The 13,677-nt window shown below is 68.8% G+C and carries 12 protein-coding genes; 2 read left to right on the forward strand and 10 right to left on the reverse strand.

Annotation, left to right across the window (positions count from 1 at the left end; translation table 11 throughout):
• Positions 1-56: 56 nt before the first annotated feature.
• The 10 genes from OG562_RS14255 to OG562_RS14300 form a co-directional block, all read right to left on the reverse strand.
• Positions 57-1,289, reverse strand: a complete 1,233-nt coding sequence (locus tag OG562_RS14255) for a glycosyltransferase family A protein (RefSeq protein WP_266397315.1) — start codon at positions 1,287-1,289, stop codon at positions 57-59.
• Positions 1,290-1,464: 175 nt separating this feature from the next.
• Positions 1,465-3,594, reverse strand: a complete 2,130-nt coding sequence (locus OG562_RS14260; RefSeq protein WP_266397317.1) for a hypothetical protein — start codon at positions 3,592-3,594, stop codon at positions 1,465-1,467.
• 159 nt (positions 3,595-3,753) lie between these two features.
• On the reverse strand, positions 3,754-5,253 hold the full coding sequence (locus OG562_RS14265) for a bifunctional cytidylyltransferase/SDR family oxidoreductase (RefSeq protein ID WP_266397320.1): 1,500 nt from the start codon (positions 5,251-5,253) through the stop codon (positions 3,754-3,756).
• Between the two features lie 278 nt (positions 5,254-5,531).
• Positions 5,532-6,788 carry a hypothetical protein gene (locus tag OG562_RS14270; RefSeq protein WP_266397322.1) on the reverse strand — a complete coding sequence of 419 codons (1,257 nt, stop codon included), beginning with the start codon at positions 6,786-6,788 and terminating at the stop codon, positions 5,532-5,534.
• Positions 6,789-6,943: 155 nt separating this feature from the next.
• On the reverse strand, positions 6,944-8,506 hold the full coding sequence (locus OG562_RS14275) for an alkaline phosphatase (protein ID WP_266397324.1): 1,563 nt from the start codon (positions 8,504-8,506) through the stop codon (positions 6,944-6,946).
• A gap of 246 nt (positions 8,507-8,752) precedes the next feature.
• Complete coding sequence (gene obgE / locus OG562_RS14280; RefSeq protein ID WP_266397325.1) at positions 8,753-10,189, reverse strand: GTPase ObgE; 1,437 nt, start codon at positions 10,187-10,189, stop codon at positions 8,753-8,755.
• A 127-nt stretch (positions 10,190-10,316) separates the two neighbouring features.
• Positions 10,317-10,571: a 50S ribosomal protein L27 gene (gene rpmA, locus OG562_RS14285; protein ID WP_003990207.1), complete on the reverse strand. Its 255-nt coding sequence runs from the start codon at positions 10,569-10,571 to the stop codon at positions 10,317-10,319.
• Positions 10,572-10,585: 14 nt separating this feature from the next.
• Entirely contained in the window at positions 10,586-10,906 is a 321-nt protein-coding gene (gene rplU / locus OG562_RS14290; RefSeq protein ID WP_007381993.1) for a 50S ribosomal protein L21, read from the reverse strand.
• Positions 10,907-11,117: 211 nt separating this feature from the next.
• Positions 11,118-11,729 (reverse strand): Uma2 family endonuclease, encoded by a 612-nt coding sequence (locus tag OG562_RS14295; RefSeq protein ID WP_266397331.1) that lies wholly within the window; start codon positions 11,727-11,729, stop codon positions 11,118-11,120.
• A gap of 92 nt (positions 11,730-11,821) precedes the next feature.
• Entirely contained in the window at positions 11,822-12,310 is a 489-nt protein-coding gene (locus tag OG562_RS14300; RefSeq protein WP_266397334.1) for an ATP-binding protein, read from the reverse strand.
• A 245-nt stretch (positions 12,311-12,555) separates the two neighbouring features.
• On the opposite strand from OG562_RS14300, the gene OG562_RS14305 reads away from it, so the two are divergent.
• Both OG562_RS14305 and OG562_RS14310 read left to right on the forward strand, forming a co-directional pair.
• Positions 12,556-13,407 carry a helix-turn-helix transcriptional regulator gene (locus OG562_RS14305; RefSeq protein ID WP_266397336.1) on the forward strand — a complete coding sequence of 284 codons (852 nt, stop codon included), beginning with the start codon at positions 12,556-12,558 and terminating at the stop codon, positions 13,405-13,407.
• A 10-nt stretch (positions 13,408-13,417) separates the two neighbouring features.
• A complete protein-coding gene (locus OG562_RS14310; protein ID WP_266397339.1) occupies positions 13,418-13,612 on the forward strand; it encodes a DUF397 domain-containing protein in 195 nt (64 codons plus the stop codon).
• Positions 13,613-13,677 lie beyond the last annotated feature (65 nt).

A 13,677-nucleotide genomic window follows, 5' to 3' on the forward strand; every position in this document is an offset into this window, starting at 1 on the left:
TACACAAAGGGCCCGGTCCCTCGTGGGACCGGGCCTTCTCGTTCTCAGACCGCCGATCAGGCCGCCGCCGTGCCGCCCGGTCTCGGGGTCAGGCGCTTCTTCAGGCGGCGGAGCCTGCGTCGGACCTTGCGGGTCGCCTGGCGCAGGAAGGTCTCGGCCGGGTCCTGGCGCCAGCCCGGGTAGGCCTTGGCCTCGCGGGGTTCGGCGAGGTAGACGCGGTCGGGGACGCCGGCCTTGCGGGAGCGGTAGTGCGGGTAGGCGAGGTAGAGCTGGGTGCCGCCCTTCTTCAGGACCGGCTTGGGCTCGCTCTTCGCCTTGATGAACTCGACGACGTCCTTGAGGAGGTCGGGGCGCTGCACGGCCACCAGATACAGCCGCAGCCGCTCGTGGACCTTGAGGCGCTGCGCCACTCCCTCGTTCCAGTGGGCGTCCATGAGGGGCTTGGCCAGCTCGAACTTGGTGCGCCGCTCGTCCTCCGTGTTGCGCAGGAAGACGGGCCCGAACTGCGGCAGCAGGGTGACGAGGAACGGGCGGACCATGAGCACATCACGCTTGGGGCCGGGCGGGACCATGCGCTCCAGCAGGCCCATCAGGGCGCGCGCGGAGTCGAAGCGCAGGGTGTAACTGCCGCTCTTCGTCACATGCTTGCCGTCGTCGCGGCCCACCAGGTAGTAGCAGGTGTAGTCGGCGACCACGGAGACGCCGTCGGCCCGCAGATAGGCCTCCATGGTGAACAGCGCGTCCTCGCCGGTCCACAGCGACTCGTCGAAACGCATGCCGTGGCGCTCCAGGAACTCCCGGCGGAACAGTTTCTGCGCGCTCAGCGTGAACTTGATGTTGGAGGAGTAGACGTCCGTACGGTCGACGGTCTTGCGCCACATCGACTTCGGCGCGCTGCGGTTGACGCCCTCGACCTTGCCGAGGACCACGTCCGTGCCGTTGCGGTCGGCGATGGCGACCATGCGCTCCAGGGCCTCCGCGCCCAGCCGGTCGTCGGCGTCGAGGAAGAAGACGTAGCGCCCGGCGGCCTTGCCGAGGCCCACGTTGCGTGGGCCGCTGGGGCCGCCGGAGTTCTTCTGGCGGATCACCGTCACCGCCATGGGCGCGCGGGCGGCGAACTCCTCGAGACAGTCCCCCGAGCCGTCCTGGGAGCCGTCGTCGACGGCGATGACCTCGATGCGGGTCGGGTCGAGTGTCTGCGCCTCGACGGATGCCAGGCACTCGACCAGGTACGGCATCGCTTCATACGCCCCGATGACGACGGTGACGTCAGGCTGCGTAAGAGTCACTTTTCCCTCTCATCACGCAACAGTTCCCCCTCATAAACGTTCTGGATACCCGATAGACGATTGACAGGTAGGCCAGGTTGCCTCGCTTTCTGCACGTGTTCCACATCACAGGATGCCTGAAAGGCCCGGCCCCCGAAGATTCGCTCCGGGGGCCGGGCCTTTCGAAATACGGGCGTCAGCCTGCTGTAACACCGTTCTTCAATTCCGCGTCACCGTCGGCGCCGCCGCCCGCTTCACCGTCGGCGGGAGCGATCGTCTCGACGTCGGCCCCGTCCGCCGCGGCGGCCCGGGACTCCTGGCCGACGTTGCGGGCCTCGGCCTTGAGCGCGAGGTCGGCGATCGCGGTGTCGAACTGCTCGCGGGAGGTCGGCTCGTCGGGACCGAGCAGGTACTCCTTGAGCTCCTTGCGGTCCGCGGCCAGCGCGTCGGCCGCCGGATCGCGCACCGCCGCCAGCAGCTGGTCCAGCTCGTCGGCGCCGTTGGTGAGGATCACGGCCGCGCGGACGGCCGTGTTCTGCCGCCGGAACTCCTCCGCGCCCAGCTCCGCGGAGTCCGTCACCGCGTACGGCTTACCGCTCGCGATGAAGTCGGAGACCACGCTGGAGATGTCCGAGACCATCGCGTCGGAGGCGTTGAAGCAGTCGTACAGTCGCGGTTCGGAGCCGGTGATCACCCGGTGCTCGAAGGCGGGGAAGGTCTGCCAGTAGGCGTCGTTCCACTCGGCGCGCAGCCGGGCGGCCTCCTCGTGCTTGCGCATGTCGACGAGGCCGTCGCGGCTGGTCACGGCCTCGTCGGCCTTCGCGTCGAAGGAGAGCGAGAGGTCGTCGAGGCGGGCCTTGAGACGGGTCAGGTCGGCCTTGGCCTTGGCCTGGGCTGCCGGGTCGGCCCGGAAGCGGGAGTCGGCGGCGCGCTGCTCGGCGGCCTTCTTGATGAGGGCGGTGATCCGCCGGTGCGCGGCGCCCGCCTTGGCGCTGCGGGTGCCGGTGAAGGGGTGCGGCTTGTACAGGACGCGGACCGGGGGATCGGCCGCGACCAGCTTCTTCACGATGTTCTCGCCGGCCAGCAGGATCGAGGTGTTGCCCGGGTTGTCGTCCCAGCCCTCCCAGGTGGGCGCGTACAGGACAGTGGCGATCCGTCCTTCGGCGGCTCCGCCGCCCTGCCACCGCTCGATCGGCGCCAGCTGCGGGCGGCCGACCTCCACGATGTCCTCGTCGCGGATGCCGACGTCGGCGATGGCGTAGCGGTCGCGGCCCGCGCGGCCGGCGGTCCACACCTCGTCGTAGGCCTTGCTGAACGGGTTGACGCTGGCGAGCTTGTCGCTGTCGCCGTGGCCGATGAAGACGTGCTTCATGGTGGGCACGCGCAGCATGTGGATGTTCTTGCCGACGTTCGCCGCGTACAACGTGACCCGCACCATGGACAGGTCCATGTTCATCAGGTGCACCCCCCCGGGCACGCAGACGACGGGGACCGTGGTGGGCGCCATCCGCTCCAGGACGGAGCGCTCCCGCAGGATGATCAGCGGCCGGGACTCCAGCTGCTCCATGGTCTCCAGCCACATGTTGACCTGGTAGGCGGAGTCCTTGGAGCCCGAGAAGTACAGCACCGTCTCCGGCCGGTACTCGCGCAGCCAGGCGCTGACGGTGTCCAGCACCCGGTCGGGCCTGGGCGGCAGCCGCTTCGCGCGCAGGTACGGCGCCAGCACGACGACGTACAGCGTGCCCAGGCCCAGGGTGAGGCCGACGCCCGCGTAGCCGGCCGGCTCCGAGTCGGTGAGGGCGTAGACCAGCAGGCCCGCGACGGCGGCGAGGTCCAGGTGGAGCATCTTCACGGCGGCCCGGGTCAGCAGCCGGCGCGGCGGGGCGTCCGGGATGCTCAGCCGGGAGGCCAGGTCGACGTTCCTGGTCACGACGGGCATCTGGCGGCGCCGGCTGATCAGGGTGACCAGCGCGCCGTGCGGGGCCTGCAGGCCGAAGAAGACCGTGAAGCAGGCGATGGCCGCGTAGAAGACCGGCTCCTCCGAGAGGTCCAGTCTGGCCAGCAGCAGGATCAGCAGCAGCTCGCGGACCAGGAACCGCGTGGACAGACCGGCCCTCACCTTGTTCAGCAGGTTGATGAGGTAGGTGCCCTTGCGGTGGAGATAGAGGTCCGCCAGGTACGTCACGGCGGCCGCGGCGGCGAAGGCGGGGGTGCTCGGAACGAGCGCGGCCAGCATGAGGCAGGGGTAGCCCAGCATCATGAGGACCGCCGCGGCCAGCTCGGCCACGCTGCCCACCCGGGCCACGCGAATAGCGGTGGATATCACGGAGAAACCTGCTCTGGGAGGGGTGCCGGTCATAAGGTGCCTAAAAGTCCGGAAAATCCTTTGTGAAGGTTTCGGGAGTTTTACGGATTCAGGCCCCTGTGAATTCTCCGTAAACGGGGAGCCACAGAGGCCTGAAATTCAATGGCTATTTGCGCTTGATTATGCCACGCCGTCCTGCCGGTCGAGCACCGAGGCCAGCGCAGCCTCGAAGCCGGTTGCCTTGCTCGCGTCCGCCGTGGGGTCCTGCTGGCGGACGTCGATGACGTGTCCGGTCAGCTCCGACAGCAGCACGTCCAGCGAAGTGCGGGCGACGGCCTCGGAGGAGAGCAGGCTGCCCGTGGGCTCCTGGCCGAAGGCCTTGGTACGCATGGGCGTCGCCGTGCGCTCGGGGTTCACGCAGTTCACCCGGATGGCGTCGCCGGCCCACTCGTCGGACAGGGCCTGGGTGAGGTTCACCATGGCTGCCTTGGTCGAGGAGTAGAGGCTGTACTCGGCGCGGCCGCGGGTGTAGCTGCTGGAGGTGTACAGCAGCAGCTGGCCCTTCGTTTCCGCCAGGTACTTATAGGCCGAACGGGCGATCTGCACCGGCGCGAGGTAGTTGACCTTGAGCGCTTCCTCGATGGTCGCGTTGTCGGTCTCGGCCAGCTTGCCGATGCGCAGCACGCCCGCGGTGTTGACGACGTAGTCGATGCGCCCGGACTCGCTGTACGCCTTCGACAGCGCGTCGTCGACCTCTTCGGGGTTCTCCACATGGGTGCCGGTGGTGGAGCGGCCCAGGGCGTAGACGGTGGCGCCGTAGGACTCGGCGAGCTCGGCGATGTCCTTGCCGATGCCGTAGGAGCCGCCGAAGACGACGACCGTCCTGCCGGTCAGCAGCTCGCGGTAGATCTCCTCGCTGTACGGCTCGGGCGTGGCGCTGGAGGCCAGCTGGAAGAGCTTGTCGGCGATGAAGACGTCGACGGGCTGGGTCACCTTCATGTTGTACTCGTCGCCCGCCACGACGTGGATCGGCACGTCCGGCAGGTACCTGAGCACGACGGAGCAGTCGTCCGTGGCCTGGAAGTTCGGATCGCCCGCCGCCACCTCGTAGGCGCGGCGGATGGTGGACAGCTTGAACGCCTGCGGGGTCTGGCCGCGGCGCAGCCGGGAGCGGTCCGGGATCTCGGTGATGAACTCGCCGTCCTCGCCGTGCGTGCGCGTGACGATGATGGTGTCCGCGGACGGGATGGCGACGTCGACGGCCTGGTAGCGGTCCAGCGCGGCGACGCAGTCGTCGATGACGCGCCGCGACAGCAGGGGGCGTACGGCGTCGTGGAAGAGGACGTTGAGGTCCTCGCCGTCGGCCAGCCCCTCGCCCAGGGCGCTGATGGCGCGCTCGGTCGTCTCGTTCCGGGTGGTCCCGCCCTCGATGATCCTGGTGACCTTCTTGAAGCCGGCCTTGGCGACGATCTTCTCGATGTCGGGCACATAGCCCGGCGCCATCAGCACGATGACGTCGTCGACGGAGTCGGCCTTCTCGAAGGTGGTCAGGGTGTGCTCGATGACTGCCTTGCCGGCGATCTTCAGCAGCTGCTTGGGGATCGACAGACCGACGCGCTGGCCGGTGCCACCGGCCAGGATCACAGCGGTCGTACGGGGCTTGGCTATGTGCTGGGACACAGAAGACCTACCTTGGGGCGACAGGGAACGATCAAATCGTCCCACTTGCGGTTACCGCGATGCAAGGTGAGCGCCCTTCACTGCAAATGTGCGCGCTACCCGCCATTCACCTTGCACCGCTGGTGATTCGTAAGACGCGAGTGGGACTGCCCGGGATGCTCCCTGGAAATCCTGTGAGTAACTCCACAGGGAGTAGGCCATTGCCGAGAGCGACGAGGGTGCGGAGAAGGGTCCGAGAAGGGCGGGGCGGACGGGTTCAGCGGCGGCTCTTCGGCGGTTCAGCGGCGGCGCAGCCGCTTGAGACATCGGTGCCCGAGGACCTTCACCAGCTCCTTGGAGGAGGTCTGGTGCACCCCGCGCGCGGCCGGTCGCGCGGGGGCCGCGGCCACCGCGGCGAGCGTCCCGTACAGGGCCTGAGCGGCCACCTCGGGGTCGATCAACGCCTCCGCGGGCCCTGCCGTCCCCGCCGTCCCCGCCGCCCCCGCCGCCTCATCCGTCCCCGGCCGTCCGGTCGGCTTCGGCACGGCGGACAGCAGGGCCGGGTCGCCTATGACGCGCACTCCCATCGCCTCGATCCGGCCGACCATCTCGGCGCCGATCCCGGCGGCCGCCTCGACGGCCCAGTCGGGGGTGGAGATCTTCACGTCCCGTGCCGTCGGACTGCACGCGTTCTTCATATGCATGACCGCGCCGTTGCGAACGAGTTTCGAATAGAGCTCATCGGGGAGGCCATTGCCGCGGAATTCCTTATTAAGATTCCGCAGCATTTCGGTCTCGGCAAGGGTGAGAGAGCGATTCGCGGTGTCCGGAACGGGCTCCAGAAGATTGGCCGGAAGTCCGAGCAGCGCCTCGAAGGTGCGCATCAGTCCGTCCCGGTCCCGGTCGTCGACCACGACGACGGTGACCCGCTCGGCGCCGACCGCCCGCACCCACCGCTCGACCAGCCGGTCGTGCCGGTGCCGACGCCAGAAACTGGGGTTGGGCTTCTCGTAGGGGGCCTTGCGGAGCATGTGCTCCAGCCATTCCTCGTAGCCCATGCGCAGGCCGTTCTGCACGTACTGCTGCCACTGCGAGGGCATGATCTTCGCCAGCGGGCGCAGAGTGACCAGGATGTGCACGCGCTCCCCGCCGAGCTGCTCGACGATCCGCTGGATGCTCGCGTCGTCCGGGGCGTCGGCGAAGAACTCGCTGCTGATCACCGAGGTTCTGCGGCCGGTGGCGTGCACCTGCTCCAGCAGCTGCGTCCAGTGCCGCTCGGTGGGCGTGGTGTCGCCCATCATCCCACCCCGGGAACAGGCCGCCAGCACCGCCTGCATGGGGTGCCTGCTGGTCGCCGGGAACTCGACGCCGTACGTCGGCATCCTGTCCTTCGCTCCGAAGAGGGCGCCCTGGATCGAGGTGGTCCCGGTCTTGTGCGGGCCGATGTGCAGCAGGCGGGTTCCGGCGGGCAGCGCGGCAAGGGGGGCGGGCGCCGCGGGCGCGGGAGCTGCGGGCGCGTTCGCCGGGGCGTGGTCTCTCGTACAGTCCGTCTCCATGGTTAAGGGACGGTAAGAGGGATTCCTTAGGAGACGCTGAGAGAGGCCTGGGACACAGATGAGTCCCAGGCTCCCGTTACATGTCATTCACGACATGTCCTTCGCGAGATGTCCTTCGCGAGATGTCTTTCACACCGTCCGGACTCCGGCGTGTTTCACACCTGCCGGACTCCGCGCCTGCCGTCCGTGACCCGCAGCTTGGCGAGGGTGCGGGCGGTCGCCTTGGGCTTGAGGACCGTGTTGACGACCCGGACCTGTACGTCGACTGCGGCGGGGCGGATGTCGAAGAGGTGGTAGCCGCGGTGGGCGTCGATCAGCTTCCAGTGCGGGTTGTCGGCCTTCAGCGGGTCCCACTGGGCGTGGAAGGCGGCCTGGTCCTGGTCGCCGGCGCTGGAGATGGACGTGCCGACGAACTCGGCGCCGACGACCGCGGAGGAGGGGTCGGCGAAGTCCCGCTTCAGATCGCTGATCATGGTGAGGTGCCGGTCGCCGCTGAGCACGACGGGGTTGCGCACGCGTCCCAACTCGCCCAGCAGCGCGTTGCGTTCGACCTGGTAGCCGTCCCAGGCGTCGTAGTACCAGAGCTTGCCCTGACCCTTCAGCAGATCGGTCTCCGCCATCATGATCTGCGAGGCGACGAGGTTCCAGCGGGCGTCGGAGCCGTGCAGCGAGTCGAGCAGCCACCGCTTCTGCTCGGCGCCGAGCATGGTGAGCGCCGGGTCCTGGGCGCCGTCCTGGCTGACGGCCTGGTCGCTGCGGTACTGCCGGGTGTCCAGCACGTTGAGCCGGGCGAGCCGCCCGAACCGGAAGCTGCGGTACATGCGGATGTGCGGCCCGTTCGGGATCGCGGTGGCCCGCACCGGCATGTGCTCGTAGTACGCCTGGTAGGCCGCGGTCAGCCGCGCCGTGAACGCGTCGTGGCTCTGCTTGTCGGGGTCCTGCGGGACCTCCCCGGCGAAGTCGTTGTCCACCTCGTGGTCGTCGAAGGTGACCACCCAGGGCGCCCGGGCATGCATCCGCTGCAGGTCCGGGTCGCTGCGGTACTGCGCGTACCGGTTGCGGTACTGCGTGATCGTGTACGGCTCACCGCTCCCCTCGTGCCTGCGCACGGCCGTCGCCGAGGGCCCCGACTCGTAGATGTAGTCCCCCACGAAGAGGACGACGTCCGGATCCTGCGCCAGCATGTCCGCGTACGGCGTGAAGTAGCCCTGCTGCCAGTTCTGGCAGGAGGCGAGCGCGAGGCGTAACGAGCCGCCGGAGCGGAGGGGTTGGGGCGCGGTACGCGTGCGGCCGACGCGCGAGAGCTGACCGGCGGCCCGGAAGCGGTACCAGTACACCCGTCCCGGCAGCAGCCCTCGTACATCCACGTGAACGCTGTGCCCGTACTCGGGCCGGGCCTGGGCGGTGCCACGGCGCACGGAGGAGGCGAACCGTGCGTCCGGCGAGATCTCCCACTGCACCTCGACCGCCTGCTGGGGCATGCCCCCGCCGTTCAGCGGGTCGGGGGCCAGCCGCGTCCACAGCACGACCCCGTCGGGCAGCGGGTCACCGGAGGCGACACCGAGGCTGAACAGGCCGTCGGGCAGCGCGTTTCCGGCCGCCCGGGCGGTCGCGGGGAGCCAGAGCTGGGCGGAGGCGGCGGCGCCGGCCAGGGCGGCGGAGGCAGTGAGGAGACGACGGCGTTCGGGGGAAGCGGCTCGGTCGGTTCCGGCGGCCATGGGGGGAACTCCCTTGCGTCGCTGGCGTCTTGACGCAAGAAAGGTGGCATGGCCGGCCGGTCAGGGCGCTGAACAGAGAGTCGCGCATACATGACAAGAAGGCGGCCAACGAAGGGGCGCATCCGGAGGACAGCGACGAGGCGGAGGGGCAGCGAAGAGGGGCGCCGAAGGAGGACAGCGACGGGGGACGCCGAAGGACCCGTTGCGGGCCGTGCCGCAACGGGTCCTTGTAGTGCTTCGTCGGGCCTAGAAGGGCTCGAAGCCCTCGAACTCCTGGGTCGCCTCGTCCCGTTCGGCCTGCTTGTCGCGGCGGCGCGTGGTCGCGGGACGCGGGGCCTCGAAGCGGTGGTCCTCGCCACGGCGGCCGAGCATCTCGGCGCCGGCCGTCACCGACGGCTCCCAGTCGAAGACGACCGCGTTGTCCTCGGGACCGATGGCGACGCCGTCGCCGCCCCGGGCGCCCGCCTTCATCAACGCGGCCTCCACACCGAGGCGGTTGAGCCGGTCGGCGAGATAGCCGACGGCCTCGTCGTTGTTGAAGTCGGTCTGCCGCACCCAGCGTTCGGGCTTTTCGCCGCGGACCCGGTACAGCCCGTCCTCTTCCAGGGTGACGGTGAAGCCGGCCTCGTCCACGGCCTTCGGCCGGATGACGATCCGCGTGGCCTCTTCCTTGGGCTTGGCGGCCCGCGCCTTGGCGACGAACTCGGCGAGCGCGAACGACAGTTCCTTGAGGCCCATGTGCGCCACGGCCGACGCCTCGAAGACGCGGAACCCGCGCGCCTCCAGCTCCGGCCGCACCATCTCCGCCAGATCCTTGCCGTCCGGTACGTCGATCTTGTTCAGGACGACCACGCGGGGACGGTTGTCGAGGCCGCCGTACTGCCGGAGCTCCTCCTCGATCATGTCGAGGTCGGAGAGCGGGTCGCGGTCGGACTCGAGGGTGGCGGTGTCCAGGACGTGCACCAGGACGCTGCAGCGCTCGACGTGCCGCAGGAACTCCAGACCGAGCCCCCGGCCCTGGCTGGCGCCCGGGATGAGCCCCGGCACGTCGGCGATCGTGTACACGGTCGAGCCGGCGGTGACGACGCCGAGGTTCGGCACGAGGGTGGTGAAGGGGTAGTCGGCGATCTTCGGCTTGGCGGCGCTCAGCACGGAGATCAGGGACGACTTCCCGGCGCTCGGGTAGCCGACCAGCGCCACGTCGGCGACGGTCTTCAGCTCCAGGACGACGTCCTGGAAGTCGCCCGGCTCGCCGAGCAGCGCGAACCCGGGCGCCTTGCGGCGGGCGGAGGCCAGCGCCGCGTTGCCGAGGCCGCCACGGCCGCCCTGGGCGGCGACGAAGGACGTGCCGTGTCCGACGAGGTCGGCGAGGACGTTGCCCGCCTTGTCGAGGACGACGGTGCCGTCCGGCACGACGAGGACGAGGTCCTGTCCGTCCTTGCCCGAGCGGTTGCCGCCCTCGCCCGGCTTGCCGTTGGTGGCCTTGCGGTGCGGGGAGTGGTGGTAGTCGATCAGCGTGGTCACGGACTGGTCGACGGTGAGGATGACGTCCCCGCCGCGACCGCCGTTGCCCCCGTCGGGGCCGCCGAGCGGCTTGAACTTCTCACGGTGGACGGAGGCACAGCCGTGGCCTCCGCTACCCGCGGCGACATGCAGTTCGACGCGGTCCACGAAGGTGGTCATGGGATGTGCCTCCAGTTACGTACAGCCAGTTACATACAGCGATATCTCTTGGTTAACACGCGAAAGGCGGACCCGCTTCCCGTACGGGAAGTGAGGTCCGCCTCGCGAAAGCTTCCGGTCAGGTGCCTCAGGCGACCGGAACGATGTTCACGACCTTGCGGCCACGGTGGGTGCCGAACTGCACCGAACCGGCCTCCAGCGCGAACAGCGTGTCGTCGCCGCCACGGCCGACGCCCGCGCCGGGGTGGAAGTGGGTGCCACGCTGGCGGACCAGGATCTCACCCGCGTTGACGACCTGACCGCCGAAGCGCTTCACGCCGAGCCGCTGGGCATTGGAGTCGCGACCGTTCCGGGTGGACGATGCGCCCTTCTTGTGTGCCATGTCTCCTCAGTCCCTTACTTCGCAGCCGCGGGGATCTCAGTGACCTTGATCGCCGTGTACTGCTGGCGGTGGCCCTGACGACGGCGGTAGCCGGTCTTGTTCTTGTAGCGAAGGATGTCGATCTTCACACCCTTGTGGTGGTCCACGACCTCGGCCTGGACCTTGATGCCGGCCAGCACCCACGGGTCGCTGGTCACAGCGTCGCCGTCGACAACGAGCAGGGTCGAGAGCTCGACCGTGTCGCCAACCTTGGCAGTGGAAATCTTGTCAACCTCAACGATGTCGCCGACAGCAACCTTGTGCTGGCGACCACCGCTGCGCACGATGGCGTACAAGCGGATCTCACTCTCTCGCTCTGGGACGGCACCCCCGCAGTCCAGCCACCCGGCAACAGACACGGACAGCCTCTCCCAGCCACCACGGCAACCGAAGCGACCGGAAGGAAGAGGTTTACGGGGATGTGGCAGGTCATTCGACACGCCGACGGTCTAGGTTACGGGGCACCCACCGAGAGGGTCAAACCGGGCCGACCCCGCTCACCTCTGCTCACCTCTGCTCGTCCTCGGGATTCACGTCCTCCTCGACGCCGAACCCTGCCGTGTCCAGCTCGAAGTCGAACGGAGCGGGGATCCGCACGGGCCGCCCGAACGGAACGTTGGTCCGGGACCGGTACCCCTTGGGAGACGGGTCCCAGAGCACATTGATCTCACCGCCCCGCATGTCCAGGAGCAGATACACGGGGACGATCCGCCCGTACGTCGCCATCTTGTCGAGCCAGTCCACGTCCTTCGCCGAGTCGGAGGTCAGCTCGGCGACGAGGGAGAGAGCGGAACCGTCGGCGTGACGGCCTTCGGCTTCGAAGGCGGATTCGTCGGCGACGTGCAGGTCGGGGCCGCATCCACGCTCGGAGGGCGGGAAGACGAAGAGAAAGGGCGAGGTCTCGGTGACATGCCCATCAGGAGCATGAGCTTCCACCTGCGCCCGCAGCCTCCGCATCGGACGCAGATAACGCAGCTTCGACCACGGCGACACGACGATCTTCCCCCGGATGAGCTCGGCCTTGTAGCCGGCAGGCGTGTCCAACTCCTCGATGACGCGGAGCATCTCCTCGAATGACCCCGTCGGAGGCGCGTCTATGGCCCGAGGGCGCTCGGTCATGATGGTCACCACGATCCTCCACTGGTTACAGAGCGTGTCGGCTGATTCACGATAGTGCCGGGTCACAGCCGCCGCCCGACTCTCGACGACCTTCACGCCCCACTCGCCGCCCGGTCCGCGGCGGACACTCCCACCTCGCACCACAGCAGCTTTCCGCCCGGCCCGAAGAGGTCGCCCCCGAGCGGGTACCCGCCCCACACCTGCGCGTAGTGGCAGACAAGGAACAGCCCGCGCCCGCCGTCGGCCTCCGGCGGGGCGGGACGAGGAGGCACGGACCGCTGCTTGTTGTCGAAGGGAGGCGGGATGTGGGGGTCGGCGTCCCAGACGCTCACCCGTAGGCGGCTCCGGTCGAGCCCGCGCAGGCGGAGGGTCGCGGGGCCGGTGGAGTACCGGTAGGCGTTGGTGACCAGTTCCGTGGCCACCAGCTCGGCTGCGTGCTGGAGTTGGGTCATGCCATGCCCGGCGAGGACGGCACGGAGGGTGACGCGGGCGATGCGAGCGGCCCGGGGGTCGTGGGGCAGTTGGAGGGTGTACGCCCACGTTGGGGCCCCTTCGCACTCCGACGGGGATACGGTGACCATGAACGCCTCCTGCGGTGGGGGAAGTTGGTTCGCCGGTTCACTCGACGGCCCGACCGGGCGGTGGCAGTGCCGCGCATGCGAGGTGCAGCGCGGTGCGCTTCCGGGGTGTCGGCGGGGGCGGTTGAGCGGCTCGGGTCTCACCGTAGCGGCGTCCGTAGAATGGTTTCTACGGAATCTGCGGATGCATCCGACGTTCCACTCGTGTGGGTGACTGCGTCCGACGCAAGGCAAAGGAGCGGAAGCACATGCCGCCACGGCAGACACCCACGGCACGCCAGATCCGCCTGGGGGCGGAGCTCCGCAAGCTACGCGAGCATGCGGGACTCACCGCCCGCGCGGCCGGCGAGATGATCGGCGCCAACCAGGCCCGCATCAGCAACATCGAGACGGGCCGCTTCGGCCTCAGCGAGCAGCGCATCCGCACACTCGCCCACAATTACGACTGCACCGACGAGGCCCTCATCGACGCCCTCGTGGCCATGGCGGCGTATCGCGAACGCGGCTGGTGGGAGGAGTACCGGGACACGCTCCCACCTCGCTTCCTGGACGTCGCGGAGATGGAACACCACGCGGTCGCTCTGCGCGTGGCCCAAGTCATCAACATCCCCGGACTGCTCCAGACCCCGGAACACGCCCGCACCTTGTTCCGCCAGGTGGTACCGGCCCTGCATCCGCACGAGATCGAGTACCGCATCTCCCACCGCATCAAGCGTCAGGCCATCCTTCACCGGGACCTACCACCGCAGTACACGGCGATCATCCACGAGGCAGCCCTGCGAATGCGGTTCGGCGGCCGGGAAGTGGCCCGCGCCCAACTGGACCACCTGATCAAGGCGAGCGAGCAACCGCACATCACGGTCCGGGTGATCCCGTTCGACGGCACCGCTTTCCCCACCGTCGGCCACGGCTTGGACTACGCGCACGGGCCGGTCCCCGCCCTCGACACGGCCCAGCTCGACGCGGCCCACGGCAGCGAACTCATCGACTCCGTCGCACAGTTGGCCAAGTACCGACTCATCCTGGACCGCATGGAAGAGGCCACTCTGGAACCCGCCCCTTCCCGCGACCTCCTCCACCAGATCGCCCAAGACACCTGAAAGCCGAGCCGTGACCAACCTCAACTGGCAGAAGTCCACGTACAGCGAGGAAGCGTCCTCGTGTGTCTACCTCGCCACAACCCGCACCGGCGCGGTCGTCCTCCGCGAAAGCGACGAACCTCAAACCATCATCACCACCGGGCCAAAACAACTCGGCGACCTCATATCCGCCTTGCGCCGCGATAGCCACACTCCGAGCGGCTGAGCCGAAAACCAGCGACGCCACCCACCTGGCCGCCTCCGGGAGCAGGGCATCGACCTTGTCATGAC

Source organism: Streptomyces sp. NBC_01275, assembly GCF_026340655.1.
Classification (GTDB): Bacteria; Actinomycetota; Actinomycetes; order Streptomycetales; family Streptomycetaceae; genus Streptomyces.